This window comes from Streptomyces sp. ATexAB-D23 (genome assembly GCF_000373645.1).
GTDB classification, from domain to species: Bacteria; Actinomycetota; Actinomycetes; order Streptomycetales; family Streptomycetaceae; genus Streptomyces; species Streptomyces castrisilvae.
In genome coordinates this window covers 42,650-67,910 of record NZ_KB892002.1, presented here as the reverse complement: position 1 = coordinate 67,910, position 25,261 = coordinate 42,650, and the positions used below count along the sequence as shown (strand labels likewise).

The 25,261-nt window shown below is 71.5% G+C and carries 15 protein-coding genes and 1 pseudogene; 4 read left to right on the top strand and 12 right to left on the bottom strand.

Going from position 1 to position 25,261, the window contains the following annotated elements; all coding sequences use genetic code 11:
• Window positions 1–38 precede the first annotated feature (38 nt).
• On the top strand, window positions 39–1,772 hold the full coding sequence (locus B082_RS37700; protein ID WP_078622470.1) for an AIPR family protein: 1,734 nt from the start codon (window positions 39–41) through the stop codon (window positions 1,770–1,772).
• Here B082_RS37700 and B082_RS35455 read toward each other — a convergent pair.
• The 5 genes and pseudogenes from B082_RS35455 to B082_RS0102640 all read right to left on the bottom strand — a co-directional run bounded on the left by B082_RS35455 (window position 1,763) and on the right by B082_RS0102640 (window position 7,627).
• Window positions 1,763–2,035 (bottom strand): CPCC family cysteine-rich protein, encoded by a 273-nt coding sequence (locus B082_RS35455; protein ID WP_018550270.1) that lies wholly within the window; start codon window positions 2,033–2,035, stop codon window positions 1,763–1,765. The genes B082_RS37700 and B082_RS35455 overlap by 10 nt on opposite strands.
• Before the next feature lie 308 nt (window positions 2,036–2,343).
• Window positions 2,344–2,612, bottom strand: a pseudogene (locus B082_RS37695) (type II toxin-antitoxin system Phd/YefM family antitoxin).
• A 165-nt stretch (window positions 2,613–2,777) separates the two neighbouring features.
• Window positions 2,778–3,275 carry a hypothetical protein gene (locus tag B082_RS0102650; protein ID WP_018550269.1) on the bottom strand — a complete coding sequence of 166 codons (498 nt, stop codon included), beginning with the start codon at window positions 3,273–3,275 and terminating at the stop codon, window positions 2,778–2,780.
• 1 nt (window position 3,276) lies between these two features.
• Window positions 3,277–6,651, bottom strand: coding sequence for a CHAT domain-containing tetratricopeptide repeat protein (locus B082_RS37355; protein WP_020573033.1), 3,375 nt, complete (start codon window positions 6,649–6,651; stop codon window positions 3,277–3,279).
• A complete protein-coding gene (locus tag B082_RS0102640) occupies window positions 6,641–7,627 on the bottom strand; it encodes a hypothetical protein (protein ID WP_158688848.1) in 987 nt (328 codons plus the stop codon). The genes B082_RS37355 and B082_RS0102640 overlap by 11 nt, the downstream gene beginning before the upstream one ends.
• A 916-nt stretch (window positions 7,628–8,543) precedes the next feature.
• On the opposite strand from B082_RS0102640, the gene B082_RS35445 reads away from it, so the two are divergent.
• Together B082_RS35445 and B082_RS35440 are read left to right on the top strand one after the other, a co-directional pair.
• Entirely contained in the window at window positions 8,544–9,950 is a 1,407-nt protein-coding gene (locus B082_RS35445; RefSeq protein WP_018550266.1) for a hypothetical protein, read from the top strand.
• Entirely contained in the window at window positions 9,947–12,187 is a 2,241-nt protein-coding gene (locus B082_RS35440; RefSeq protein ID WP_018550265.1) for a tetratricopeptide repeat protein, read from the top strand. Before B082_RS35445 ends, B082_RS35440 begins: the two co-directional genes overlap by 4 nt.
• A gap of 67 nt (window positions 12,188–12,254) precedes the next feature.
• On the opposite strand, the gene B082_RS0102620 is transcribed toward B082_RS35440, so the two are convergent.
• From B082_RS0102620 to B082_RS0102590, 7 genes are all read right to left on the bottom strand, one after another.
• Window positions 12,255–13,520: a hypothetical protein gene (locus tag B082_RS0102620; protein ID WP_234018104.1), complete on the bottom strand. Its 1,266-nt coding sequence runs from the start codon at window positions 13,518–13,520 to the stop codon at window positions 12,255–12,257.
• Window positions 13,521–13,537: 17 nt separating this feature from the next.
• A complete protein-coding gene (locus tag B082_RS0102615) occupies window positions 13,538–15,505 on the bottom strand; it encodes a hypothetical protein (RefSeq protein WP_018550263.1) in 1,968 nt (655 codons plus the stop codon).
• A complete protein-coding gene (locus B082_RS0102610) occupies window positions 15,502–16,293 on the bottom strand; it encodes a toll/interleukin-1 receptor domain-containing protein (protein WP_026249358.1) in 792 nt (263 codons plus the stop codon). The genes B082_RS0102615 and B082_RS0102610 overlap by 4 nt, the downstream gene beginning before the upstream one ends.
• A 289-nt stretch (window positions 16,294–16,582) precedes the next feature.
• The gene (locus B082_RS0102605) at window positions 16,583–17,827 is read right to left on the bottom strand and encodes a helix-turn-helix domain-containing protein (protein WP_018550261.1); all 1,245 of its coding nucleotides are present in this window, start codon (window positions 17,825–17,827) and stop codon (window positions 16,583–16,585) included.
• 289 nt (window positions 17,828–18,116) lie between these two features.
• A complete protein-coding gene (locus tag B082_RS0102600; protein WP_018550260.1) occupies window positions 18,117–18,836 on the bottom strand; it encodes a lytic polysaccharide monooxygenase in 720 nt (239 codons plus the stop codon).
• A 250-nt stretch (window positions 18,837–19,086) separates the two neighbouring features.
• Window positions 19,087–21,990, bottom strand: a complete 2,904-nt coding sequence (locus B082_RS0102595; RefSeq protein ID WP_018550259.1) for an AAA family ATPase — start codon at window positions 21,988–21,990, stop codon at window positions 19,087–19,089.
• A gap of 199 nt (window positions 21,991–22,189) precedes the next feature.
• Window positions 22,190–24,373 carry a M4 family metallopeptidase gene (locus B082_RS0102590; protein ID WP_026249357.1) on the bottom strand — a complete coding sequence of 728 codons (2,184 nt, stop codon included), beginning with the start codon at window positions 24,371–24,373 and terminating at the stop codon, window positions 22,190–22,192.
• A 403-nt stretch (window positions 24,374–24,776) separates the two neighbouring features.
• Here B082_RS0102590 and B082_RS0102585 point away from each other — a divergent pair, with 403 nt between their 5' ends.
• Window positions 24,777–25,103, top strand: a complete 327-nt coding sequence (locus tag B082_RS0102585) for a hypothetical protein (RefSeq protein WP_018550257.1) — start codon at window positions 24,777–24,779, stop codon at window positions 25,101–25,103.
• The last annotated feature ends 158 nt before the right edge of the window (window positions 25,104–25,261 follow it).

Here is a 25,261-nt window from a genome sequence, read left to right as displayed (position 1 = left end):
TTCTATCCCCTAAAACAGATTTCAAGGGCGGCGGAGCTATGACTAGCAATGACCTGGTTCTCATCGATCAGCTCCTCAAGCAGCGACAGCAGGAACGAGTGACCCCGCTCGCCGATGACAAAGCATTTGAAGTTTTTGCTTGCGAACAGGCGGTGACTCTCGGCGAGCTGTCGCTGGAGGAAATCGAGGCAGGAGTTCTCGGAGGAGGTGACGACGGGGCTATCGACGGGGTATATGTCTTCCTGGGTGAACAACTGCTGATGGAAGATAGCGAAGTCCTCGCGGAAGATTTCAAGGCGACGACTGTTGAGCGCGGCACGCGGCTGACGCTTTGGATGGTCCAGGCCAAGACTACTCCGTCATTTACGGAAACTGCCCTCGATCTGGTTTCCTCGTCTGCTCGACGCCTTCTCGACTTGTCCGCGTCTGAAGAGGACTTGCGTCAGCTCTATAATGATTCTGTTGTTGAGCGGGTTGGGCGGTTCCGTACCGCATTGCGGGCGTTGGCCACGAGGCATCCGAAAATTGAAATCCGGTTCTCGTATGTAATGCGCGGGGACACCGAAACGGTTAATGCTAAAGTTATAATCAAGGCGCGCGACTTGGAGTCGCAGTTCTCCAGGGTTATGGCCGGTGCAGTGGGGAGAGTGGAGCTTCTGGGTTCGGCGGAACTCTGGAAGCGTGCCAACTCTGCACCCTCCTACACTTTGACACTCCCCTTCCAGGAAAGTATCACGCATGGTACTAGCCATATTGTGCTCGTCAAGATTCGAGACTACCTGGCATTCTTGCGTGATGAGGATGGCTCTCTGCGGCGCCATATCTTTGACTGGAATGTGCGTGACTATCAAGGCGAAGTCGAGGTGAATCGCGAGATTCGAGCTTCGCTACTAGATGATAGCGCTCCTCAGTTCTGGTGGCTTAATAACGGTGTCACCATCGTGTGTTCCCGGGTTTCCACCGTGGGTAAGGAGCACTCTCTCGATGACGTGCAAATTGTCAATGGCTTGCAGACCTCTCACACCTTGCACCGAACGCTAGAAGAACTGGCTGTTAGTGGTGCAGAACACCCTGCACTCGAACGCTTGCTCCAGGTCCGGGTGCTGGTGACGGAGGATGCAGGCGTCCGTGACAAGGTAATTCGAGCCACGAACCGTCAGACCAGCGTTCCGGTTGCTTCATTGCATGCCACGGATGAAATTCAGCGCCAGATCGAGAAATATTTCCTGGAAAATGACTGGTTCTATGATCGCCGTAAGAATTACTACCGGAATCAGGGTCGACCTGCAGGTCGAGTGGTGAGTATCCCGCTGCTGGCTCAGGCTGTTATGGCGATGGGGCTCAGTCAGCCACATAACTCTCGCTCTCGGCCATCCAGTTTGCTCAAGGACGATACCGAATATAAGCGAATCTTCTCCGCCGGCATTCCCCTCAACGTTTACCTATGGCTTGCGCGGACTCAGAGCGAGGTGGATTCCTTCCTCTCGTCTGAGGCCGCCGGTGCTCCTGCGGCCGAGCGAACCAACCTGCGCTTTCACTTGGCTATGCTGGCTGTGGCTGAACTGATGGGTCGACGGGTCCGTAGCCCGAAGCAGCTCAAGCAACTTGCCGCTGATGATCAGCACAGTACCCCGGAGCTCCTTTTGGGGCAGCTGCAGTTTCTTCGTGGTCACTTCGAGGAGCACGCCAGCCGTACTGGCGACACGCAGGACAAGATCGCGAAGCGTTCCGATTTTGTGGAATCTCTTCTCGGGGCGGCTGGCTACCTCTGAGTATTTGGGCCAGCCCAGAGAGCGTGCGTGGCAGCGTCGGCGCTACTCCGTGTGCAATGGATAAACTGGTCGCAAGCGCCGAAGTCCTGGTAGTTCCGCTGGGCTGCGATCAGGGAGACCTTGTTCGCGCCGCCGCTCATAGTGGGCCAGCGGAGCTGGACCCCGTCGTCCTCCGAGAAGCAGACGGGGCAGATCTCGTATGAGCCGAGCATCGCGGCCAGTACGCGGTGCCCGCAGCACGGGCAGGGGTAGGAGTCGCTCACCTACGCAGTCTCCTTGCCGGCCCCGCCGGTGTGCCAGGGATTTCGCCCCCTCGGAGCCCCCGGCCAGTCCGCACCTAGTCCGCAGGACACCCGTAAACGGCCATCGGGAGCCAACGCTTGCCAACCAGGAAGCCGCAGGTCAAAGCCCTGGAAGGGGCTCCGCCGCAGGTCAGGATCAACCCCCAGACATTCCGCTTCAACGTGTAGCGAGTTGGTTACCGCAAGCTGGCATTTCGTCAAGAATGCTGGTCGGTGGGGCCGGACTCGGGTAAGTCCGGCCCCACCGCACTTCCGTGCCGACTCGGTGCTCACTCACTGCGTGCCAGCGTCTCCCTCATGACGTCCTCGATCGGGATGCCGGGCGCGGGGTTTGCCAGACGCTCGTCGATGATCCGATTGATTTCGCGCTCTCCCACGCCTGGTACTTGCGCAGTACCTCGATGGAGACGACTGCGGCGACTTCCTTGCCGCGACGCGTGATCACCGTGGGTACGTCGTCGCGGTCCGCGCGCTCCACGACCTCCGCCAGGTGGGCGCGCACGTCGCGGATGGACTCTGTGGGTAGCGGCTGCGTCATGCGCCCAGGGGTACCGGGTGTCCCATGTGTACACAATTCTGTGCGGTGAGCGTGCCGCTCACCGCACTCGGGGCGCCCGAGGGCCCTGTACGGACGCCGCAGGCCCCCGGTAGCCGCGAAGTGGTCGGCGTCGAGTCCGGCCGGGCACTGTGCGGGCGACCCCCCTCACGGCTCCCGGTTCATCAGGCTGAGGACCGTGCGGACCAGGGCGGCGAGGGTGCCGTCGTTGAGGGGCTTCTTCTCGAGGCCGAACTCGACCGTGTTGCGGCCGTCGTCGTGCTTGAACCGGAACGTGACGTGCAGGCGAAGGAAGGCGATGACTCCGGCGAGGACGGTCAGGTCGGTGACCAGGTCGTCGCCGCCCATCTGGTCGTCCTCCGGAGGGTCGGCGAGGACCTCCTCGACCAGGTTCCGCGCGCCCTCCTCGCGGACGAGTACGGCCAGCACGCGGCGGGCGGCGGCCGCGGGGTCGTCCGGGGGGAGCGGGGGAGAGTCGGCGCCGGCCTGGGCGAAGAGCGCTGTCAGGACGTCTTGTGCCTGGTACGCGGTCGTCAGGCCGGTGGGGTGGGTGCGGCCCAGTTCGTGGGCCACCTCCTCCAGCGCGAGCAGTGCGGTCCGGTCCGGCAGGGCGGCCGCCCGTTCCGCGTGGATGTCGCCGGCCATGTCAGCTCCAGTCTCCGAGCGGGACGAACGCCGCCCAGTGGTAGGGGTGGGACAGGTAGGCGCGGTCCGGGTCGGCGAGCATGCGGCGCTGCGCGTCCCACAGCGCGCGCCACAGCGGGCGGCCGTCCATCACCGCGCCGGTCACCTCGTCGAGCAGGGCGGCGGAGCTGGTGCGGTCCACCCGCCAGATCGGGGCGAGGACCGTGCGGGTGCCTCCGCGCAGCAGGGCGCGGGGGAGGCCGGTGAAGTCCTCGCCGGGGTGGTCCGGCTCGTGCCAGCCGACCGAGCAGGCGCGCAGCACCACACGGGACGGGGTGCGCGCGCCGGTCAGGTCGCGTGCCCGCAGGAAGGTCCGCCGGGCCCGCTGCGAAGCGGGATCGGTGTGCCGGCTGGGGCGGTCGGTGCCGTCGGAGAGCAACAGGGCGGAGTTCTCCGGATCGCTGTGGTCCTGGTACCCGTGGCAGGCGATGTAGGCCAGGTCGGCCTGTCCGATGCCGGTGAGGACCTCATCGGGAGTGGCTTCCGTCCCGGCGAGGGAGGACAGCTGCCAGCCGGGTCCCGGGCGGAGCGCGTCGGCCTCGAACCCGTCGCCGTTGCCCGGTAGATCCTCCTCCGCCGCCACCCGTACGCACAGCACGGCCCCCGAACCGGCCGGCTTCGCGGCGCGCAGTACCGCCAGGGCCGAGATGCTCGGGGTGTACACGAGGGCCGTCTGCTCGGCGCAGTACCTGCCGTCCGGCAGCCGCAGCGCGCCGAGCGGCAGTACGGACAGCGGCCCGTGCGGCGCCACACACAGCAGCTCGCGCCCCGCCAGCAACTCGTGGAACGGCAGCAGCTGCTCGCCCAGGCCGTCCAGGGGCAGCGGGGCCGGCCGCCGCGGTTTGATCGGCGGGACAGGCGGGAACGCGGAGCGGTCGCCGTCGACGACGAGGCGGACCTGCTCCGCGGCGGCGTGCAGCTCCCCGCGCCCCACCGGGATGCGGTACCACCACAACGAGTCCTCGCCGGAGGCCAGTGCGAAGCAGAAGGTCTCCGACTCGCCGGTGAAGTAGGAGGCCAGCACCATGCCTTCCTCCGGCGCGGCGTCGTCCAGCAGCCGCAACGCCTGGGCGGAGTCCGCGGGTCGCGCGGTGCGCAGCCGCACGTAGTCCGGCGCGGCCGGCTCCAGCACCCCGTACAGGGACTCCAGCGCCCGCCCGTACCCGCGCCAGAGCCAGGCCCTGTCCGGACGCTGCCCGCCCGCCAGCAGCCGGTGCTCGGACAGCAGGCGCTGCTCGTTCTCCCACACCTGCCGCGGTACGCCCACCGGCTCGGCCAGCGGCATCCGGGCCAGGTCCTCGGCCATCCCGCGCGCCTTCGCCTCCTCGTGCAGGTCGAAGGCCAGCAGCCCCGGCGGGCGGTCGTCGGGCAGCGGCAGGTCCTCGCGGTATTCGTACAGCAGGGACAACAGCGCCTCGTACAGGGGGAGTACGAGCCCGGCCGCCTGGTCCGCGTCCTGGAGCACCGGATGCAGCTCCCGGGCTCGCAGCCGCAGGACGCGGTGGTGCCACAGCACCTCGAAGGCCCTCCGGTGCCCGCCCGGCGTCCACACCAGGAGCTCGGCCAGGCCCAGGGGCAGGCCTGGGTCCGGGAGCCGGCCGTAGGCGTCGTAGGTGTCGAGGACCTCCTCCAGCAGCCGCGCCGCCACCAGCGGACCGCGTACCTCGGCGATCGCCTCGCACACCGGCACCGCCAGGGTCCGCACGGTGCCCTGCGGCTCCCGCTCCAGTGCGCGGCGCAGCCCCTTTGCGAGCCGGTCCGCCAGCCGCCCGCGCCGCTCCGGGTCGCGCTCGATGCGGCACAGCCGTTGCAGCGCCAGCAGACAGGTGTCCGGCAGCACCGGAGGGCGTGAGGCGAAGGAGCGGAGCATGCGCTCGCGCAGCTTGGCCAGGACGAAGGAGACGGGATCCTCGGGACCTCCCAGCGGCACCAGCCGCGAGATCAGCATGCGCTCGCGCAGCCGCTCGGGAAGCCGCTCCGGCTGCCGCGTGTGCTCGGGGTCCCCGGACACGTAGAGGGCATAGCGGTAGCACTCCGCCGCGCCTTCGTCGTACCCCTCGGACAGCTCCAGATCGCCCATGGTGACGAACAGTTCGCCGGCGCAGGGATAGGTCGAACCCGCCATCTCGAAGATGCCGCTCAGCAGCTCCGACTCCAGCGACATCAGACTGCGGGGCAGACGCGGATCGGTGCCGGAGAACAGCAGCCCGGCGAGCATGCAGCGCAGGGGCACCGAGTGCGTCTGCCCCGTCCCCTGCTGCTCGGCGTGTTCCAGCTCGTTGCTGAGCAGTTCGAACGCCTCCCACTGGCGGTCGGTCCGCTCCAGGCAGGAGACCAGGCCGTACGTCACCGACGTGCGCGCCGCGGCCCGCGTCGACACCTCGGGCAGCTCCAGCAGTTCACGGTAGGCGTCGGCCGCCGCTCCCAGGGCGCCGACGGCCTCCGCCACGTGGGCGCGACGGCTGAGGAGATCCGGCCGCGAGGGCATGAACGAACCCTCGGAGTCGTTGTCCGGACGCGCGGCGAAGGCCTCCGCCCGCTCCAGCGCGGGCACGGCCTCCCGGTAGCGGTGCAGGGCGATGAGGGTGTCCGCGAGCTGGACGGTCACCGCCGCCTCCTCCATGGAGGTCACCTCGGCCTCCGGGGCCATGGCCACGAGCGCCTGCTCCAGCACCTCGGCCCGGCGGGGCATGTCGTCCATCGCGAGGTACACCGACGCCAGTTGGAGGTAGGTGTTCACCAGCGAACCCACGTCGCCCACCGCGTGCTGCAACGAGAGCGCGCGGGAGGCGTGGTAGAGCGCCCGTTGGTTCCGGCCCTGCTTCAGCAGGTGATTGGCCCAGTCGGCGCGGGCCGTCACGCGGCTCGGACCGTCCTCGGTGAGCAGCCCCAGCGCGGCGATGGCGTGGGCGTTGCTGGTCCGGTCGGCGCGCCAGTCCGTCAGCAGCCGCACCGCGGACCGCACCGGCTCCTCCGGAAGCAGCGAGCGGTGGCGTTCCAGCACCCGGTAGGCGCCCAGCACCCCCTCGGCCGCGCAGGCCCGCCGCAGCAGCCGGGGGAATCCGTCGCCGTCGTCGGAGTCCCCCGCCTGCCCGGTGGGGCCGGTGTCGGACGCCAGGGCCTCGCAGCGGTCGGCGAGGAACGCCGCCATGTCGGCGAGCGGCACGCGGCCCCAGCCCCGGGCCATCTCGGCATGCTGCCGCAGGCAGTCCACCGTCTCCCCGTGCCGCCCCGGCGGGATCTGCCCGAACAGGTCGAGCACTTCCCCGTACGTGGGAGCGGACAGGCTGCGCAGCGCGATCTGCAGGGGCCGGTCCTGCCGGTCCTCATCCTCCATCGTGCTGCCCCCTCCTCCGGTGCCCGCCGAGTCGCGCCAGGGCCTCTCGGTACGGTTTCGGGTGTTCGGAGGCGCGGGCGCGCAGCCGCAGCTGCTCCAGCGGCTCGCGCAGGCTCCGCTGTCCGCGCTCGGCCTCCGTCACCAGCAGCAGCGCCTCGTAGGAGGCCTCCTGCTCACGCATGCGGCGTTCCATGAGCGTCGGCTTGTGCAGGCGGGCCAGCACCTGTGAGTGCGGTGCGGTCCTTCGCAGGTGCGCCAGCACCTCGTCCCGCTCCCGCGCGGGACCGGCCGCGATGCGGATCCGGGCCATCTGCTCCAGCGTCGTGCCCGCCACCGGCAGCACGTCCTGCTCCAGCAGGGCCGCCGCCCGGTCGTACGGTTCGAGTGCGTCCCGCGCCTCGCCGAGGGAGATCAGCGCCGCGGTGTGCAGCAACACCCGGTCCGTGCCGAGCGGTTCGTCGCCGAGGTGCTCGCGGATATCCGCGTCCAGCGCCGTGCGCAGGCCGAGGAAGCGCAGTTCGTCGGCGTGCTGCTCGTGCCGGCGGCGGGCCGCGACCAGGCGGTTCTGGGCTTCCGCGGCGCGCGGGGAGTCCTTCGGATAGGGGGAGGTGTGCGGGCCGACGTCCTCGAATCCGCTCACCACGTGTGCCAGCAGCCACATGGCCATGTCGAGCCGTTCCGTCGCCGCGTAGGCCGTGGCCGCGTCCACCCACGCACCGCGTCGCCGGGGGTCCGCGCCGAGCGCCGAGAGCAGTGTGGCGGCCGCCCCGAAGACGTGGCCGGCCCGCAGCATCGCGACGCCGAGCAGGTGCTCGTACACGGGACCGCGCGCCGTCACCTCGAAGAAGAGGCCCAGCGCACGCAACCGGTCCTGGAGGGACGCCTGCGGCACCGGCAGCCGCTCGACCCACTCCCGCGGTAACTCCTCAGCGTCGAAAGGGGCTTCCCACCCCAGCGCCGTAGCCGCTTCGCGCACGCCCGCCACCCCCGTCCGGCACACCGGTGTCCATCCTCCGGTGCTCGCTGTGCGGGGGGCAAGGCCGCCCCGACCACTCGAACGGATGGTCTTCGCTGTCCACGCCGGGTCCGGGGAGTGCTGACGGCCGGCGGCGCACGGTCGCGCGCCGTCCGTCCCGGGAAGGTTCACAACCCCTCCACGGCAGGGGCTCATCCCGCGGCCGAGTGGGGTGCGGATGACGATTTCCGGCCAGGAGGGCCGGGATGGGGTGGGTGGCGGCTCCCTGGCGCGGGGAACGCGGGGCGTACGCACCGGGGTCGACGCCGGCTCGGCGGGTGACACGTGCCGCGTGCCGTCGGGGCTTCGTGGCCGGGCGCCCCGTGACCTCGGGCTTCGGCCCGTCGCCCGGGAAAGGGACGCCCCCCGCGTCCGGGGGCGACTCGGCCCCGGATACGCGTTCCGTGGCCCGGGGCAGGGGCGTACGCGATATCGGGGCGACGCCCGCGGCCGACCGTGCCGGCGGTTCGAGCGGCAGGTGAAGCGGACGCCGTCCGCATAAACCCGCGCACCGCACGTCGACCGAAAAAAATCCCACGGGCCGTACGGGGAACTTCACGTCCTGGCAATAAACCGCGAGCCGGTGCTATAAGTAACGAGCCCAAGGCCGGGGACCGATGAATTATCAACGGTCCGCGTGCCGACCGAGAAAGATCATTCCACCTAAAAAGGGGGGATTACGATGAAGAAGATCGTCGTGCGCAAGACCGGCGGTGTGAAGCTCACCACGAGCGCGAGCGCCTACTGGCCGCCGATGTGTATCGCGGGTCAGAACTGACGCAGGACGTGGTGCCCGGAATTCATCGAATTCCGGGCACCACGTCGGTGTCCCCACACGATGCCGGGAGGTCGCCGGCGAATCCGACACGGAGACGGCATGGCGGATACTCGGCAGACCGCGGAGCCTGCCTTTCATCAACTGACATTCGTCCCGGAGGGCGACGAGGTGCTTGTCGGCCGGGCCGACACCGATTCGTACGCCCTCTTTCCCGCCGACGGCGCGATGCTGCTCCACAAGCTGACCACCGGCATGCCCCTGGCTGACGCCGTCGCCTGGTACAACGCCTCCTACGACGAGCCCGTCGACATGGAGGACTTCCTGGAGACCCTGGACGACCTGGGGTTTCTTCGGAGTGACGAGGATGATCCGGTCGCTGGGGCGCCGGCCGCGGTGCGGTACGCGCGGCTCGGCCGGGCCGTCTTCTCGCCGATGGCCTGGGTCGTCTACGGGGCGATGGCAGTGGTGTGCGTGGTGCTTCTGGTGCGGATGCCCGATGTGCGCCCCTATCCGAGGACCCTGTTCTTCACCGAGTCGCTGCTGCTGGTACAAGTCGGTCTGCTCTTCGCTCAACTCCCGTTCGTTTTCCTCCATGAGTCCTTCCATGCGCTGGCCGGCCGGCGCATCGGAATTCCGTCCAGTCTCGGCGTCGGGCGGCGGCTTTACTTCGTGGTGTTCGAGACGACACTGAACGGATTGCTCGGAGTTCCCCGGAGAAAGCGGTATCTTCCTTTCTTGGCCGGTATGGTTGCCGATACTCTGGTGTTCTGTCTGCTGGTATGTGCGGCCGCCATCGATGCATATGGAAATGGGCCTGGCCTTTCCTTCTTCGGACGTTTCGCGGTGGCCCTCGCATTTGTCACCGCGTTGCGGTTCGTCTGGCAGTTCTATCTATTTCTGCGGACCGACCTCTATTACGTTTTCTCCACAGCTCTCGGCTGCGTCGCCCTCCACGACGCGACGCGGGCGCTGATCCGGAACACCCTCTGCCGTCTGCTCGGCCTGCGGCACCGCACGGTCGACCTGGAGCAGTGGTCGGAGCGGGACCGCAAGGTCGCGCGCTGGTACGCGCCGTTCGCCGCGGCGGGCGTGCTGGTGATGCTGCTGACAGCCGCCGCCACCGCGGTCCCGGTCCTCGCTCACTTCGTACGCCTCCTCGTCGACCGGCTCGGCAACGCCGGGCACCCCGACTCCGGCTTCTGGGACTCCGTCGGCTTCCTGGCGCTGAGTGTCGTGCAGTTCGGGCTGGTCGGCGTGGTGGCCCTGCGCGACCGCGCCCGCGCCCGCGAGCAGCAGCGGCAGCGGAACGAAAGCCGCACGGAAGCGCCCCCGGACTCGGCCCCGGCCCTGGGCTCAGCCCCGACCCTGGACGCCGCCCCGGCCTCGGACTCGGCCCCTGGCCCCGCCTCGGACTCCGCCCCCGCCGCCACCCCGGACACCGCACCCATCCCGCTCCCCGCCCCCACCACCGCACCCCTTCACGCAGAACAGGAACACAGCCGATGAGCGAGCAGCCCGCCCACCTGTGGATCGTCGGCGGCACCCGCCGGGACCGTGACGCCGCGCTGGAAGCGGTCCATCCCCGGCCCGCGGCGGGCGAGTTCCACGAGGTCAGCAGCCACCGCCGGGGCCGCGGCCCGTACGCCGGGACCGCCGCCCTGCTGAACCTGGTGGTGCCCCGGGTGTGGGCGCGGTCGCCGGAGCTGGTCACCGCCCACGACGTCGAGCTGCTGTCGGTCGCCCCCGACCTGGAGTCCGTCGTGGAGCCGTCCCGGGAGACGCTCACCTCACTGGCCGTCCCCGAGGAACGCACCCGCTTCTACGGCCCTGCGCGGACCCGGCGCCTGGCACACGGTGTGGTGGAGTTCCTGAACCGCTGGGCGGCCGAGTCCGGCCGGCCGGTCACCGTACGCTTCGACGCCGTGCACGCGGCGGACGCCACCGAGCAGGAACTCCTGGCCATCGTGCTGCGCCGGGTCGACCCGGCGAGGCTGCGCGTGGTCGTGGCCACCACCGCCGACCCGTTGCCGGCGCACGCCACCGAGCTGGCCGGCGCGCTGGCCCGGTACGCCGTACGCGTGGACGCACCGGCCCCCGCCCCCGCCACCGCCCCCGCCCCCGCCGACGCCCCATCCGCACCGCGCCGGGGCACCGATCCGGTCCGGGCCTACGTGGAGTCCGACGGCACGTCCGACGACCCCGGCGAGCGCTCCGCCTACGAGGCCGCGCCCGCGGAGATTCGGGCCGGGCTGCACGACGCCAGGGCCGCCGTGCTGGAGCGGACCATGCCGCAGGCCCACCGGCTCGGCGCTCTCCCGTACCACCTGGAACGCGGGAGCGACCCGCACGGGGCCGGGCTGCGGGCGGTGCTGGAGGCGACCGGCCGCTGCGTGGACATGGGCTTCTACCACGCGGCGATCGAACTCGGCCGCCGGGCGCGGGCGCTGGCCGACCCCGAGCGTGAGGAGGACGCGTACTGCACGGCGAGCACCAGGCTGACCAGTTCGCTGGCCGTCCTCGGGCAGGTGGACGAGGCCGAGGAGATCTACTTCGACCTGCGCAGCCGCTTCACCACGCCGATGGTGCACCTGTTCTCCAACTACGCGCTCGGCATGCTGTACACCCGCCACCGCGCGCCCGACTCCCGCAACCACCTCACCGCCCGGGTCCACCTGCACACCGCCATCGCCCTGGCGTCGCAGATGCCCGAGGCGTCCCGCTCGTTCCAGAAGGTCTTCCAGCAGAACGGCCTTGCCCTGGTCGAGATGCACATGGGCAACCTGACGCGGGCCGAGGAGCTGGTGACCGAGGGGCTGGCCCGGCTCGACGCCGATCTGGCCCCGGGCGAGCACGAGTTGCACCGCTCGGTGCTGTTGCACAACCGGGGGCAGGTACGGGCCGCGCTGGGCCGGATCGAGGAGGGGGTCGCCGATCTCTCCCGGGTGATCGCCGCCGACCCCAACCACCCCGAGTACTACTTCGACCGCGCCTCGCTCCACCGCCGTTCCGGCGACACCGACGCGGCCCTCGCCGACTACCAGTCCGCCATCGACGTCAGCCCGCCGTTCCCCGAGGCGTACTACAACCGGGGCGACCTGCGCGCCGAACTCGGCGACACCAAGGGGGCCCTCGCCGACTTCGGCTACGTCCTGGAGCTGGAACCGGATTACCTGCGCGCCCGGATCAACCGCGCGTCCCTGCTGCTGGAGGCCGGCGACCTCGACGGCGCCCGCGCGGACGTGGCCGAGGGCCTCGCCCACCACCCCGACAGCGCCGACCTGCTCTGCACCCGCGGCCTGCTCGCCCTGGAGGACGGCGACCCCGACGCCGCCCTGGCCGACTTCACCACGGCCCTGGACCACGACCCGGGCCTCTACGAGGCGCTGGCCAACCGCGCGGTCATCGCCCAGGAACAGGGCCGGCCCGACGACGCGGTCGAGGACCTCACCCGCGCCCTGGAACTCGTCGGCCCCGACGCGTCCCTGCTCTACAACCGCGGCTACGTGAACCGTTCGGCCGAGCGGTGGCAGGAGGCCATAGACGACTTCACCGCCGCCCTCGACCTCCCGGACGCCGACCCGGCCGAACTGCTGTGGGAACGCGCCGGCTGCCGCACCGCAAGCGGCGACCCCGACGGCGCCCGGACCGACCTACGGCTGTGCGCCGGCCTGCCCGACTCCCCGTACGCCGACCGCGCCCGCGAGCGCCTGACGGAGATGCCGGGGGCGCCGGAGCCGGCGTGAGGCTCCTTCTCTCCCTTGCGGGGTGCGCGGAGAGAAGGAGCCCGGAGAGTCGGCCGACTGGTGCGTGTCAGCTGACGCCCTCGTCCTCGTCGGCTCCCGAGCGAGGCGTGGGGGGCCGGTGCGGGCTGTGGGAGGCGTCCCAGGAATACGGGGGCGACGTGTCCTCGCCACTCGGCGTCCACCAGCCCTGGCCCTGGTCGCCCGCGCCGTTCCGAGCCGCCCCGGCCACGAACCCGGCCGCGTCGTCGGCGTGCGGATCAGCGGTCGCGCGGGTGTACTCCCCGTATTCCCCGGCCGCGCCCTCGTCGGGCGTCACGAGAATGGTCCGCCTGATCTCCTCTGCGGCATCGTGCAGCCCCTCCGCCTCAAGAGTGAGCAGCACCCTGTGCACCAGCACGGTGTACCCGTCCATATCAGGCTTCAGACCCGCCGCCGCCAGCAGTACGAGCAGACGATCCGCGACCCCGACCTCCTCCTCACGGTCAAACCCCCCTTCCTCTCGGGCCGGTCCGTCCCAGAGAGGGCCTCCGGCCATCGCTTCGCTCCGGGCGCCCACGGGCGGGACGAGCAGGTGACGGAAGAGTTCGGGTACCTCCTGGTCGTTCGCTGCCGCCGCGACCTGGGCGAGCGGGCCGATCATGTCGACCGCCTTCTCGATCTCGTCCTCGTGACGGGCCAGCCACCACACGACCGCGCTGCCCGTGCTCGTCATGACGTCCTCCCCGAGGTAGCGCCGCTTGTTGCGCTCGTGCTGACGCTCGTGCTCCCAGATCTCCTCGTCCTTGCGGAGGTCGCTCAGCTTCCGCAGGCGCTCGCGGTCGCCGGGAGCGAGGGTCAGCGTCACATCGGCCACCATGGCCTCGACCCGTCCGCTGCGGTCCGTCAGCGGAATGCCCAGCTCTCCTTCCAGGAGATAGCGCGCGAAGGTCGCTCGGCCGGGCTCCTCACGACGGACCACTGCCAGGGCCCGGCTGACGACCGAGGACACGGCGAGGGCCGGGGAGGCGCTGTCGGACCAGTCGCCGTAGTCGGGTGCCGGCCTCCACCACACGGTGGCGGAGAAGAGGAAGTCGTAGCCGTCCGTCGCGCTCGGCAGCGCGGCGTCGATCACCCGGGTCTCCTGGTACGGCTGTTCCGCCGGTGCGGCAGGCGTATCGGGTTCCGCGGGCTCGTACGGTTCGGCCGGCGTGCGGTCGCTGCTGAGGACCGCCATCACGAGCAGGAGGGAGCCGGAGACCGTGACCATGGACATGAAGCCCCACAGCCAGGGCGACCAGCTCAGGAAGTTCCCCAGGGCAGCCGGTGCCAGGCCGCAGAGAGCGACGAACAGCATGCGGGGAAAGCGGTCCTTCATCGTTCCTCTTCCGTGGTCCGGGGCCCGGGGGCCGTGTGTTCCGTGCGGGCGAACGAAGCCTGGTCGATGTGTTGCCAGAAGCGGCTGGCGACGGCTGCCCGGGAGGGATCGCGCCCGCCCCCCGCCCAGTCGCAGGCGAGGGCGTAGAGGCGGTGGAGTGCGGCCGCGCGCCCGTGCGTCGCTCCGACCATCACGCCCAGTGCCATGTCCCGCCCACTGTCGTGGGTCACGCTGGTCAGCCAGCTCTTCACCAGTGGTGTCCAGCGGTCCGTCGGCGGCTGGGCGAAGACCGCCTCCCAGCCCCGGAACAGGTCCGGCCACGGCGGCGGATCCGGGACCCGGTCGCTCCTCAGGAGCTCGGTGAGCAGCTGGAGATGGGCCTCCGCATCCCGTTCGCGACGCATCCGGTCCCGCAGGCGGCCGACCAGCAGCCGGTGGAGCTCGTGGTCGCTGTTGCCGAGTTCGAGCAGCGCCTCCCCTGCCTCGTGCGCCGCCTGCCCCCGCCGGACGGCCAGGTAGTGCAGCCGCACCAGAGCCTGATCCGGATGTGTCGCACCGAGGTTCTGGCGGCAGGCGACGGTCAGGACGCGCACGAGGCCGTCAGACAAGGGCCCGGACCTCACGCAGTCGTACATCCGCCTGCGGAACCACCCGCCGAGCCTTTCGTGGCTGAGGCCGAGTTCGAGAGCTGCCACAGCTCGCGGGTCGCAGGCTGTCCCGGTCGCACCGTCCGCCCAGCGGACCACCAGGTCGAAGAGGTGGTCTGGCCGCCCGACGGCGAGGCACTGCTCGCCGAAGCGGATGACGACGTCGACCCGGTCGTCCACGGTCATCCTCCGGAGCCCGGCGGCCTCGTCGATCCAGTCCCTGAGGTCGTCGCGTACGCCGGGGAAGTTCTCCCAGAAGTACGTCCGTACCGCGTCGGCGTACGCCAGCTGCTCGAAGCGGAGCCGACCGGAGGCGTCGCGCTCGATCCCGAGGGCCGCCAGCCGCTCCCCGAAGTCCGTCCGCGCGAGCTCGGTCGTTGCCTCCTCCTCGTGTCCCACCGTCTTCATGAGGCCGTGCCACGCCTCGTACACGGTGTCGGCGCGGAACTCCTCGAACACCGCGGCCGTGAGCAGCAGGGTCCGATCGGGCGTGGCGCGGACCGTGGTCACCTGCCGGCTCACCTCATCGGCCCGGTCGGTCACCGCGTGCATCGCCTGGTCCAGCCATCCCGCGAAGTCCGCACCGAACCGGCCGCTGTCCCGGGCGGCCCTCACCAGCGAAGCGAGCCGCGCCAGTTCCCACATGGGGGAGCGGTCGCACAGGTGCTGAAGCCCGGCGCTCCGCAGGTCCGAGGGGCGGAATTCCATCCGGGCCACGCGCAGATGCCGGGTGACGACCGCGATACCCCGGGGCCGCCGCAGCTTCACCGTGTCGGCTTCGAGGTCCGGCGCATGGGCGTGCGCCATGCCCGACGGCAGGACGACCACCATGTGGGCGCCCGCCTGCTGGACGCGGGACCGGCGTACGGCGAGGCAGTGCCGGGCCTTGGCGTACGTCTCCTCGTCCGTGATTCCCGAGAGGTCGAGGAGGAACCGGTCGCCCTCGCCGGGAGTGTGCTCGTCCGTATCGGTGGCGGGAAGTTCCTCGAATCGTGCCTCGTCCCCGTCGGTGCCCCCGTCCTCCCCGAGTTCGTGCAGCAGCATGATCGCCGCGGCACGGCGGCCACTGCCGGGTGGTGCGTCCAGCAGCACCACCGACCCCGGCTTCTCCAGGCGGTCGGCGGCGGTGCGATATCCCCCCGGCGGGGTGAACCGGTCGGCCAGGCGCACTCGGTCCTCGTGGACAATGCGCAGGGACTCGATTCCCTTGCGGCGCATCCAGTCCGCGCCGGCGCCGTAGAAGATGTACTGGGGCCCCTCGCCGTTGTTGACCGGGCCGCGCGGATCATTGACCGTGACGCGTTCCTGCTCGGTCATCGCTCGTCGTCCGAACGCCGGCGCTCGCGCTCGAAGCGCTGGTGGACCGTACCGCTGTTGTCGCCCGCCGTGAACTGCACGCCGGTGTTGTCCCCCTCGAAGTGGGGTGCGTTGTATTGCGGTCCGCGACCGGTGTTCACCGGCCCCTGCGGCTCGTTGACGAAGGTGCCGAGATCTCCGTTGAGGTTGCCGATACCGCCGCGTACGCGTTGTTCCATGTCGCGTGCCTGCATCCTGGCGCGCCCGCGGTCCTTGGCCGACTTCTTGCGGGACTTCGCCTCCGCCCGCTCCCGTGCCGCACGGGCGTCCCGGTCCTCCTCGCCCAGCTCCGGCAGCAGCCGGGCGAGGGCGTCGCCGATCGCCGCCAGATCCGACTCGGCGTTGCGGTGGTCGAACCGCCTGTACTGGCAGTCCGCCAGCTCTCGCAGGTCCTCCGGGAGGACGGCGGGGTCGATCCGGGTGGCCTTTCCTACGAGCACGGGAATCACCAGGACTCCGCGGTCGAGCGCCGTCTCGATCTCGCGCCGGGTCCAGTCCTGCCGGGCCTCCAGGGCGGGGCGGCCGTCGGCACCGCGCACCTCCGCCCAGCGCGGCCCGATGACGGCGAGGAGCGCCTGGCACTCCTCCACGGCCTTGACCAGCTCCGCCGGGTAGCGGTGTCCGGGCTCGATCGAGTTGCTGGCGAAGAAGACCCGCTCGCGGCCGAACCGGCGGGCGAGTTCCCGGTCGATGAGAGTGGCCGCTGATTCCTCATCGCCTGTGCGGTAGTTGACGAAGACGTCGGGCATGAAGGTTCCCATCTTTGAGGTGAGGTGAGACGTGGAGGAGGTCCCGGTCCGCCCGGGGCAAGAGGCCCGTGCGCATGACGGCATGACGCGTCCACGCGTGGCGTACGGAGGGAGGAAGGTGCGCCGCCCCGCTCTCACTGATCGCGGGCAGGCCCGAGAGGCCGGAGCGCGGTGTGATGCGGTGGACGGGGATCAGGTGGTTGAGCGGGAGGGGGCCGGGGTGCCCGGCGGGCCGGGCAGCTTCGGCCGTGGTGTCGGTCGCCGGTACGGCCCGGTCGCGTAGGTGGTGTCAGTCCTGCGCGGGGGCGAGCACCCGGGCCAGCGCGGGCTGCAGATCGCGTACGGCCCGGCTGCTGCGGAACCGGTGGAGCTCCCGCGCGAGACGCCGGACGTCGCTGTTCACCGTGGCCGAGGGCACGGCAGGCATGACCCCGAGGAGTTCCCCGGCGATCGTGCACGCGTGCTCGACCTCCCCGGAGGCCGCGTGCGCCAGGGACCTGCGGAAGCCGTACCGGGCACGGGTGCGCAGGGCGTGCGGAGGGAGGCGGCGGCACTCCCGGTCGAGGATCTCGGCGGCGGCCTTCGGCCGGCCGAGGTCGTGCAGGCACCAACCGGTCGTCATCGCCGCCGGATCGTTCACATGGGTGGTGCCGATCACGGGTCCCGCGCTGCCGCGGGCGTCGTCACCCGCGAGCAACTCCCGCGCCCTGTCGAGGCTGCGCAGGCAGTCGCGTTCCTCGCCGACGAGAGCGTGTCCCTGCGCCTCTCGTTGAGCCGCGAGTCCCCGGATACGGGGCGGGAGGTCGTCGCGCTGCGCCCGGCGGGCCAGAGTGACGGTGCTCGCGGCGTCGCCGTCGTAGAGCGTGACCAGGGCGCGTCGCACGAGTGCGTACGAACCGAGGTACGGATCGCCCCCGGCACGGGCCAGTTCGGCGGCCTCGCCGGTCCAGCCGAGCGCAGCGCCGCTGTCCCCGGCCTCCTGGGCCATCCAGCCGGTGAACTCCGCGAACCGCGAGGCGAGCAGGAGCACGGGGGTGCGGGTGGCAGAGGGGCTGTCGGCGGCCAGCCCGGCGACCGTACGGGTCTGCGTCTCCAGGAGGGGAAGCAGCAGCTTCGGGGCGGTGGACTGGCCGAGTTGGCGAAGCTGGTCGAACTGTGCCCGGAAAGAGAGAAGGAGAGGACCGGCGGCGGAGTGCGGCTGACCTCCGCCCTTGAGCCCGAGATCGATCAGCGACCCCGTGCCCGCCGCGAGGACCGCCCGGCGCCCGACCTGCCAGAGGCTCGGGGCAGGGGCTTCGGCCGTGTCCGGGGCGGGATCGGGGCGGGCGGCCAGGCGCTCCAGTTCGCCCTTCGCGCCGAGGAAGGCGTCGCACCGCCGGGCCAGTTCGGACGAGGCCGTACGCCCGCCGCGCTCGACCTTGCTGAGATGGCCCTTGTCGTAGTTGAGCGCCATGGCGAAGTCGGCCAGGGACAGCCCCGCCTCCTGCCGTAATCGGCGCAGTTCCGGGCCGAAGTGTGAAGGTGTGCTCGTCATCGGACTCTCCCTCGAACAGTGACCGTGAGAGCCGTGCGCCCTCACGGGGGACTTTCGTTCGACGTTCACCGGCGATGCGGAGACCGGTGACGAACACCCTTGGTGAGGGGTTCGTTCCGCTCCGCATCCAAGAGGGAGTCTGGCACGAGGCGCGGTTCAGGGATCAAGATTTGGCAGGGTTGCCTGTTGCCTCTTCTGCCCGGCGAGGCGGGACGTGTCGCATGGCGAAGGCCCCTCCGCGGGAGCACCGCACCCCCGCGGAGAGGCCGAACCGCTCACCTGTGTGGCGTCAGCAGACGCCGAGGTCCTCCCAGACGCCCCACTCGCCGGTGGTGCCGGGCTGGTCGCCCTGGACCCACCACTTGGCGCGCCAGGTGTGGCCGTTGTACGAGACGGTGTCGCCGCCGTTGTAGACGCGGCCGGCGTCCCAGGCCGCGGTGGCGCAGTCGCCCGGGTCGCCGTCGTCGCCGCCGCCGGGGTTCTCGCCACCGCCGCCGCCGATCTGGACGTCGATGCAGGCGTAGAACGCGTTGGCCGTGTCGGAGATGTTCCAGACGGCGAGGACCTTCTGGCGGCCGGAGAAGCTGCCGAAGTTCACGTGGTGGGTCTTGGTGGCGCCGGGCTGGGCGCCGTTGTCGTTGAACTCGGCGATCTTGGAGTTGCCGATGTAGTACTGCCAGGTGCTCGTGGCGTGGCGGGCCGTCAGGGTCCAGGAGAAGTCGGTCGAGCTGCCGACCGACGTGGCCTTCCAGCCCTTGTTGTCGTTGTCCAGCTCGGCGAACTGCGCGTTGCCGCCGCTGCAGCTCATGAGGCCCTTGGGGCCCTCGACGCTCTGCGGCTCGTACTTGATCTGGCCGCAGTCGACGACGCCCGAGGCGCACTGGGCCTGGCGGCTCGGCGGGTTGGAGACGTATCCGTGGGCACTGGCCGTGGCGGCCGGCAGGGCCACCGCGAGCAGGGGGGCGACTCCGGCACCGATCACGAGGGCCAGTCTTCGCTTCGCGTTCATGCCAACTCCTTCGCTGGGGACTGCCGCGGGGTGACGGCAGCGGTCGGACGCGCCCGCACCGGTGCGGCCTCGTGTGGGGAGTGCTGAACACGGTGAGGGCATGGGTGCGGCCGGTGGCGAGGGGGCGCCGCCCGCAGCCCTTCGCGCGCCGTCGGCCGCTTCCGCGACCGAGGCTCACCTTCAGGTCTAGACCATACTCATGGGCGTGTCCTCGTCAAGGGACTGCGCACCCAACTCCCCTGATCGCGCCTCACGTTGCCGGGCGGGCCATGACGATTCGGGTGATCTCCACGCGCGACTTCGCGCCCAGCTTGCGATAGGCGCGGGTGAGCGCCGCCTCCACCGTCTTCACGCTGAGCGTCAGACCCGCCGCGATCTCGCGGTTCGTCGCACCCTGGGCCACCCGCGTCACCACACTGCGCTCCGTCGAACTCAGCCGCTCCGGCCAGGCGTTGCCCTCCAGGTGCGGGAACGGCGCCTCCTCGCCCCGGTCCCGCTCCGCCCGTACACCCGCGACCCAGGCCCGCGCGCCCGCCGCCGTGAAGATGCGCAGCGCCTGGGCGAAGGCCGCGCGGGAGGCGCCCTCGTCACCGAGGCGGCGGCGGACGCGGCCGAGCGCCACATGGGCGCGGGCCTCCTCCAGGGGGTAGCCGGCCGCCCGCAGGCGCCCCGCGGCGTCCTCGTAGCCCGCGGCGGCCGCACCCAGGCGACCGCGCTCCTCGGCCACCGTGGCCGCCGCCCGGTCCAGGGCGGCGAGGGTGCCGGTCCTGCCGAGCCGGGCGGCCTGGGCGCGGGCCCGGTCGCCGACCGACTCCGCCTCGTCCACCGCCCCGCTGCGGGCCAGCGCCTCGACGAGGTCGGCGTGCCAGCGGCGGGTCGCGGGGTCGCCCTGGCCCTGGGCGCTCTCCATCTCGGCGGTACGGCGCAGCAGCTGGGCGGCCTGCCCGTACTGGCCGCTGAACAGCCTGATCCGGCCCTCGGCGTGCAGCGCCCTGGGCAGGAACAGCCGGTCGTCGTCGTCCTCGCTGTGCCGCCTGGCCGCCTCCGCCGCCGCCAGGCCCTGGCTCAGGCTGCCGCCCGCGGTCTCGGCGAGGGCGACCGCGTACCAGGCGGGCCCCTGGCTCAGCCCCGCCCGTTCGGCGATCCGCAGGCTCTGACGGGCCATCGACAACCCCTGCCGGCAACGCCCGCGCTGGATCTCCAGCTGGGCGAGGCCGATCAGGCACTGGCTCAGACAGTCCGCCGAACCGCGCTGACGCAGGGTGTACACGAGCGTCCGCAGCTCCGCTCGGGCCTCCTCCAGCTGGTCGTGCACCAGGTGGAAGCGGTGCTTGAGATAGATCGGCCCGTTGTGGTGGCTCATCGCGTACGCGTCGTGGGGCGCGGCGAGTGCGGAGGTGAGCGTCGACTCCGCCCCGGGCAGGCCCAGGAAGAGTTCCAGAGCCGCCTGCTGGGTCAGCGCCAGCACCTCCGTGCGCCGGTCGCCCGCCCGCGCGGCGAGCCCGGCCGCCCGTGCGGCGTGGTCGCGCGCCCGCCGCGCCGAGCCGCCCACCATCCACGCGTGCCAGCTCATGCGGTAGTGCAGCGGGGCCAGCAGCCCGGGATCGCGCCCCGCGTCCCGTACCGCCTCGGGGAACACGTCCGCGACCTCCGACATCGCCTGGCCCGAGGAGTCCACCACCACGTTCCAGGCGCGGACCCGGTCGGCGGGCCGGACGGCCTCCCGCAGCACCTCGTACGCGAGCTGCCGGGCGAAGCCGAAGTCGCCCGCGTCCAGCCCGTCCTCCGCGGCGGTGAGCCGGCGGCCGATGCCGGTGGGTGTCCCGTCGGCCGGGGTGTACTGCGCCGCCAGCCGCCCGAACCGGGCCGCCGTCCCCGGTGCGCCCCGGCGCCGGGCCGCGGCAGCCGCCTCGACGAGCCGGTCCGCCACCGCCGGGTCCGGGCCCGCCGTCAGCCGGGCGAGGTGGTGGGCGCGCTCGACCGGGTCGTCGGCGGCCCCGGCCAGGGCGCGGTGCGCGTCCATCCGCAGCGCGTACGGGGCCCGCGCCGCCAGGACCAACGGCGTGAGCGGGTCGGGGAAGCCGAGCGTGCCGTGGTCCCGCGCCCGTAGCAGGCCGTGCCGTACGCAGGTGTCGACATCGGCGTCCGCGTACCGGCAGCCCGCCCGCCGCAGCAGCTCCACCGTCGGGCGGACGGCGGCGCTCGCGGTGAGCAGCACCTGCTGGGCCCGCGCCGGCAGCGCCCGCACCCGCTCCAGGAGCGGACGGCTCAGGGACTCGGGGACGGGCAGCGGCTCCGAGGAGTCGGGGAGGGGCGCGCCGGAGGAGACCGCCGCGTGGAGGGCTGCGGACAGTTCCAGGGCCGTACGGGGATTTCCCGCGCCGGCCTCGTGCAGGCGCGCGGTCAGCTGCGGCGGCCAGGGGCCCTCGCCGTGCGCGTCCAGCACATCGGCGATCTCGCGGACGGTCAGGGGTTCGAGCGGCAGCGTACGGACCGGCTGCGGGCACAGCTCCAAGGCCGTCGCCCGGTCCGGCCGCGGACCCTCGTCGGACGGGGCGAGCGGCGTGCGCAGGGTGGCGAGTACGGCGTACCCGGGCACGGTGCGGCGGGCGAGGAACAGCAGGACCCGGGCCGTCGGCTCGTCCAGCCACTGCGCGTCGTCGACGACCAGCAGCAGGGGCCCGGTCCCGGCGAGCGCGGCCAGGACCTTGCGCACGGCGATGCGCAGGACCAGCGCGTCCCGGCCCGTGGTGGGGTCGGCTCCGGCGGGCGGCGTGCGGCGCAGGAGCGCGCCTTCGAGCAGGGCCCGTTCCTGGGCGGCCAGACCGGCCAGCGGGGCGTCGCCGGCCGTGGCCAGCAGGTCGATGAGGCCGAGGAAGGGGCTGTCCCGGTCGGACGAGGCCGGCGCACAGCGCAGGACGCGGTGCCCGCGCGCCGCGAACTCGTCGGCGAGCTGGTTCACCGTCGTGCTCCGGCCGATGCCCTCGGGGCCGGTGAGCAGGACACCGCCGCCGCCCTCCAGATGGGCGCGGGCCGCGTTGCGCAGGGCGTCCCGGCCCGCGGTGCGGGAGCCCGGGTTACGGGAGCCCGGGTTACGGGAGTCGGCGGTACGGGAGTCGGCGGTACGGAGACGGTCGGTTCTGGAGCGGGTCATCGGGGCCCCTCTGCGCGCAGCCTTCTTCCCCGCTGCCCGTGCAGCAGGGCCCGCCCATGACCGACCGAATGTAGGACCGGGCGGGGGCGGGGTCAACGGTGCACTCCCCGACGCGGGTTGACCGGTCACGGCGCGGCGGGGCACGCGCCGTGACCGGTGGTCAGGTGGACCGGTGTCAGGTGCTCAGGTACTCAGGGGGTCAGCAGGGGCCGCTGTCCGTCCAGACGGCCCAGGAGCCCGGGGCGCCCGGCTCCGCTCCGGTCGAGTACCACTGCGAGGTGTAGGTGTGGCCGTTGTAGGAGACCTGGTCACCCGGTGTGTAGCCGGTGGTCGCGTTCCAGGCGGGCAGGTCGCCGCAGCCCTCGGGCGGGTTGCCGCCGCCGGTGACGGTCCAGGTGAAGGCCGCCGTGCCCGTGGCGCCGGCGGGGTTCTTCGCGGTGACGGTCACGGCCGAGGTGCCGGCGGTGGTCGGGGTGCCGGTGACGAGGCCGGTGGAGGAGCTGATCGACAGGCCCGCGGGCAGGCCGCTCGCGCTGTAGATGAGGGTCTGGCCGCCCGGGTCGCTCGCCTGGATCCGCACGCTGACGGCGGTGCCGACGGCGCTCGTCTGATTGCCGGGGTTGGTCACGGAAGGCGAACCGGGCTGGCTGCCGCAGGTGCCGGGGACCGGGTCCGCGCCGGTGACGCTCACCGCCGCCCAGGCCGCGTCGATGGTGTTGTACTCGGTGCAGTGGGCGCCGTAGAGGTCGGCCGCCGCCTTCAGCGAGTCGATCCGGGCCTGGTGGTAGTTCTCCCGGCTGTTGGCGTACGAGGCCAGGGCCTTGAACCAGATCTTGCCGGCCTTGTCGTTGCCGATCCCGGTGACCGTGGAGTTGTTGCAGGTCGGGCTGTTGCCATAGCCGTGGTTGCCGCTGCCGACGGCCGCCAGGAAGAACCAGTGGTTCAGCGGGCCCATCGAGTAGTGCGGGTCGAGGCTGCCGTTGTTGCTGTTCCAGCAGTCGGGCGACGCGCCGTCCAGCGAGGGCTGGTTCATCCAGCGCAGCGGCTGGTTGTTGCCGCTGATGTTGATCAGCTCGCCCATGGTGTAGTCGGGCTTGTCGACCGGGTTGTTGGCGTAGAACTCCACCAGTGTGCCGAAGATGTCGCTGGTGCCCTCGTTCATCCCGCCGGTCTCACCGGTCTCGTCCCAGCCGGTGAGCGCGCCGCTCACGCCGTGCGCCATCTCGTGCCCGGCGACGTCGAGTTCGACCAGCGGGCGCTGGTTGCCCTGGCCGTCCCCGTACGTCATCTGGCTGCCGTCCCAGAAGGCGTTCACGTACGCGTTGCCGTAGTGGGTCCGCGAGGGCACGCCCCGGCCGTCGCCGAAGATGCCGTTGCGGCCGTGGGCGGTCTTGAAGTAGTCGAACGTCATCGCCGCCCCGTAATGGGCGTCGGCGCCGGCCGACGCGGGGTCGCTCGCGGAGCCGTTACCGAAGGTGCCGGTGGTGCTGGTGAAGACGGAACCGGTGCCGCTGGTGGCGTGGTTGAGGTTGGTTGTGTAGCCGTTGCCGTGCGACGGGTCCTGGAGGGCGTACCCACCGCCGGTCTGCGTGACGTCGAGCGACACCTGCCCGCTGTAGATCGTGCGGCCGGTGCCCGCGGTGGCGGCGGCCCCCGCGACGGCCGGCGCCTTCGCCGCGGTGGCCGTACGGGCCGGGGCGGCGTCACCGGCGGCCGCGAAGGTGCTCACCTCGTCGCTGGTGCGGACGACCTCGCCGGAGCGCGCGTCCACCAGGACGTGCAGCCGGCTCGGGGTCTGGTCGGCGCGCACCCCGCTGACCACGGTCTCCCAGACCAGGGTGGCGTCGTCGTCGTTCAGCTGGACGGCCAGACGCGGCGCGGAGACCGAGTCGACCGAGCCCCGGAACGCCTTCTTCGAGAGCTGGGAGGCGCGGGGCGCGGTGAGTTCGGGAGTGGTGGACACCGAGGGCGTGGCCCGCGCCGCCGTGGTCAGCGACTCGTAGGCGCCGTCCTGCTTCAGCCGTACGACGACATCGCCGCCGTAGGCCGGCAGGCCCTTGTACGTCCGGTCGAACCGTACGGAGGCGGAGCCGTCCCGGTCGACCACCAGGTTCCGGACGGTGAAGGAGTCGGAGCCGCTGCGGTGGGCGGCCTGCCCGTGGGCCGCCAGGGCCTTCTTCGCGTCGGCCTCCACGTCCTTGCGGACGGCGGCCGAGGGCTGCGTCGTGTACGGGGCCGGGGCGAAGGCGTGGGGGCCGGCGGCCGGGGCGGGGGCGGGGGCGGCGGGTGACGGGGCGGCCGTCGCCCCGGGCAGGGCGATGGCGGAGGCACACGCACAGGCCACAGTGGCCGTCAGAAGCCTCGCGGCTCTTCGTATGTACATAGGAACGGGGGTGTCCTTTCACCTCGTACAGGGGAGTCCGGCCGCCGGCCCGCGGGGTGTTGGGGGCGGTGGCGCGGTGGGCAGGTGCGACGAACCGGCGGCGGCGCCCCGGTGGGGAGCGGTGCCGACGCACGAGTGTGGGGAGCCCGCCGGAGCGGCTGCCAGGCACTGCGCGAATGCTGAGGGGTTTCCCTACGCGCGGTCCCCCTGGCGTGAAGTCGCCTCGATTGGACTGGACCAAATATGGGCAACGCTCTTGTCAGCGCGCACACATGTGTGGAGGATTCTTCACGCGATCTCCGGAAGTGTCATGAATCTGACATGCGCGGGGTGTTCGGCGGATCGCGGCGGATTCCGGTCACGGGGCCCGTCGCTGGACCCATCAACGGACCCAAGGAGTCTCATGTTCGGGAAGCGCAGTGTGATCGGTACCGCGGCTGTTGCCATGGCCGCCGTCGGCGCGATGCTGACGTCGGCCCCCTCCGCCCAGGCGGCACCGGCCAACTGCACGGTCTCCTACGGGAGCGGTGCGGGCAGCACGATCTCCAGCCTGTGCACCGGAGGGACCGGGCACCACCGGATCCACGCGGTGCTCAACGCGCCGGACCCCCGGCTCCCGCAGCGCGTCGTCCTCGGCGACTGGGCCCCCGTGGGCCAGACCTCGGTCGCCGTCAACCCGTGGGGTTCGGCCTCCATCCAGTCCATCTGGTCCGAGACCGTCGACTGGTGACCATGCGCACGCACGACTGAGGGGCGGCCGCGTGCGGTCGCCCCTCGGGGCCGGTCACCGGCCCCGTCCGCGGGATATGCCCAGGCCCGGCCAATGTCATCACTTCGAGTGAAACTATGGCCTCCGCTTGCGGTCCGGAACCCACGGTTGCGACGCTG

Excerpts from the sequence above, each read along its gene's own strand:
- B082_RS0102610 (WP_026249358.1), bottom strand. The coding sequence starts at position 16,293 with ATGCCCGACGTCTTCGTCAACTACCGCACAGGCGATGAGGAATCAGCG.
- B082_RS0102600 (WP_018550260.1), bottom strand. The coding sequence starts at position 18,836 with ATGAACGCGAAGCGAAGACTGGCCCTCGTGATCGGTGCCGGAGTCGCC.
- B082_RS35445 (WP_018550266.1), top strand. The coding sequence starts at position 8,544 with ATGGCGGATACTCGGCAGACCGCGGAGCCTGCCTTTCATCAACTGACA.
- B082_RS0102585 (WP_018550257.1), top strand. The coding sequence starts at position 24,777 with ATGTTCGGGAAGCGCAGTGTGATCGGTACCGCGGCTGTTGCCATGGCC.
- B082_RS37355 (WP_020573033.1), bottom strand. The coding sequence starts at position 6,651 with ATGGAGGATGAGGACCGGCAGGACCGGCCCCTGCAGATCGCGCTGCGC.
- B082_RS35440 (WP_018550265.1), top strand. The coding sequence starts at position 9,947 with ATGAGCGAGCAGCCCGCCCACCTGTGGATCGTCGGCGGCACCCGCCGG.
- B082_RS0102650 (WP_018550269.1), bottom strand. The coding sequence starts at position 3,275 with ATGGCCGGCGACATCCACGCGGAACGGGCGGCCGCCCTGCCGGACCGG.
- B082_RS0102620 (WP_234018104.1), bottom strand. The coding sequence starts at position 13,520 with ATGCTGTTCGTCGCTCTCTGCGGCCTGGCACCGGCTGCCCTGGGGAAC.
- B082_RS0102595 (WP_018550259.1), bottom strand. The coding sequence starts at position 21,990 with ATGACCCGCTCCAGAACCGACCGTCTCCGTACCGCCGACTCCCGTACC.
- B082_RS0102590 (WP_026249357.1), bottom strand. The coding sequence starts at position 24,373 with ATGTACATACGAAGAGCCGCGAGGCTTCTGACGGCCACTGTGGCCTGT.
- B082_RS37700 (WP_078622470.1), top strand. The coding sequence starts at position 39 with ATGACTAGCAATGACCTGGTTCTCATCGATCAGCTCCTCAAGCAGCGA.
- B082_RS0102615 (WP_018550263.1), bottom strand. The coding sequence starts at position 15,505 with ATGACCGAGCAGGAACGCGTCACGGTCAATGATCCGCGCGGCCCGGTC.
- B082_RS0102605 (WP_018550261.1), bottom strand. The coding sequence starts at position 17,827 with ATGACGAGCACACCTTCACACTTCGGCCCGGAACTGCGCCGATTACGG.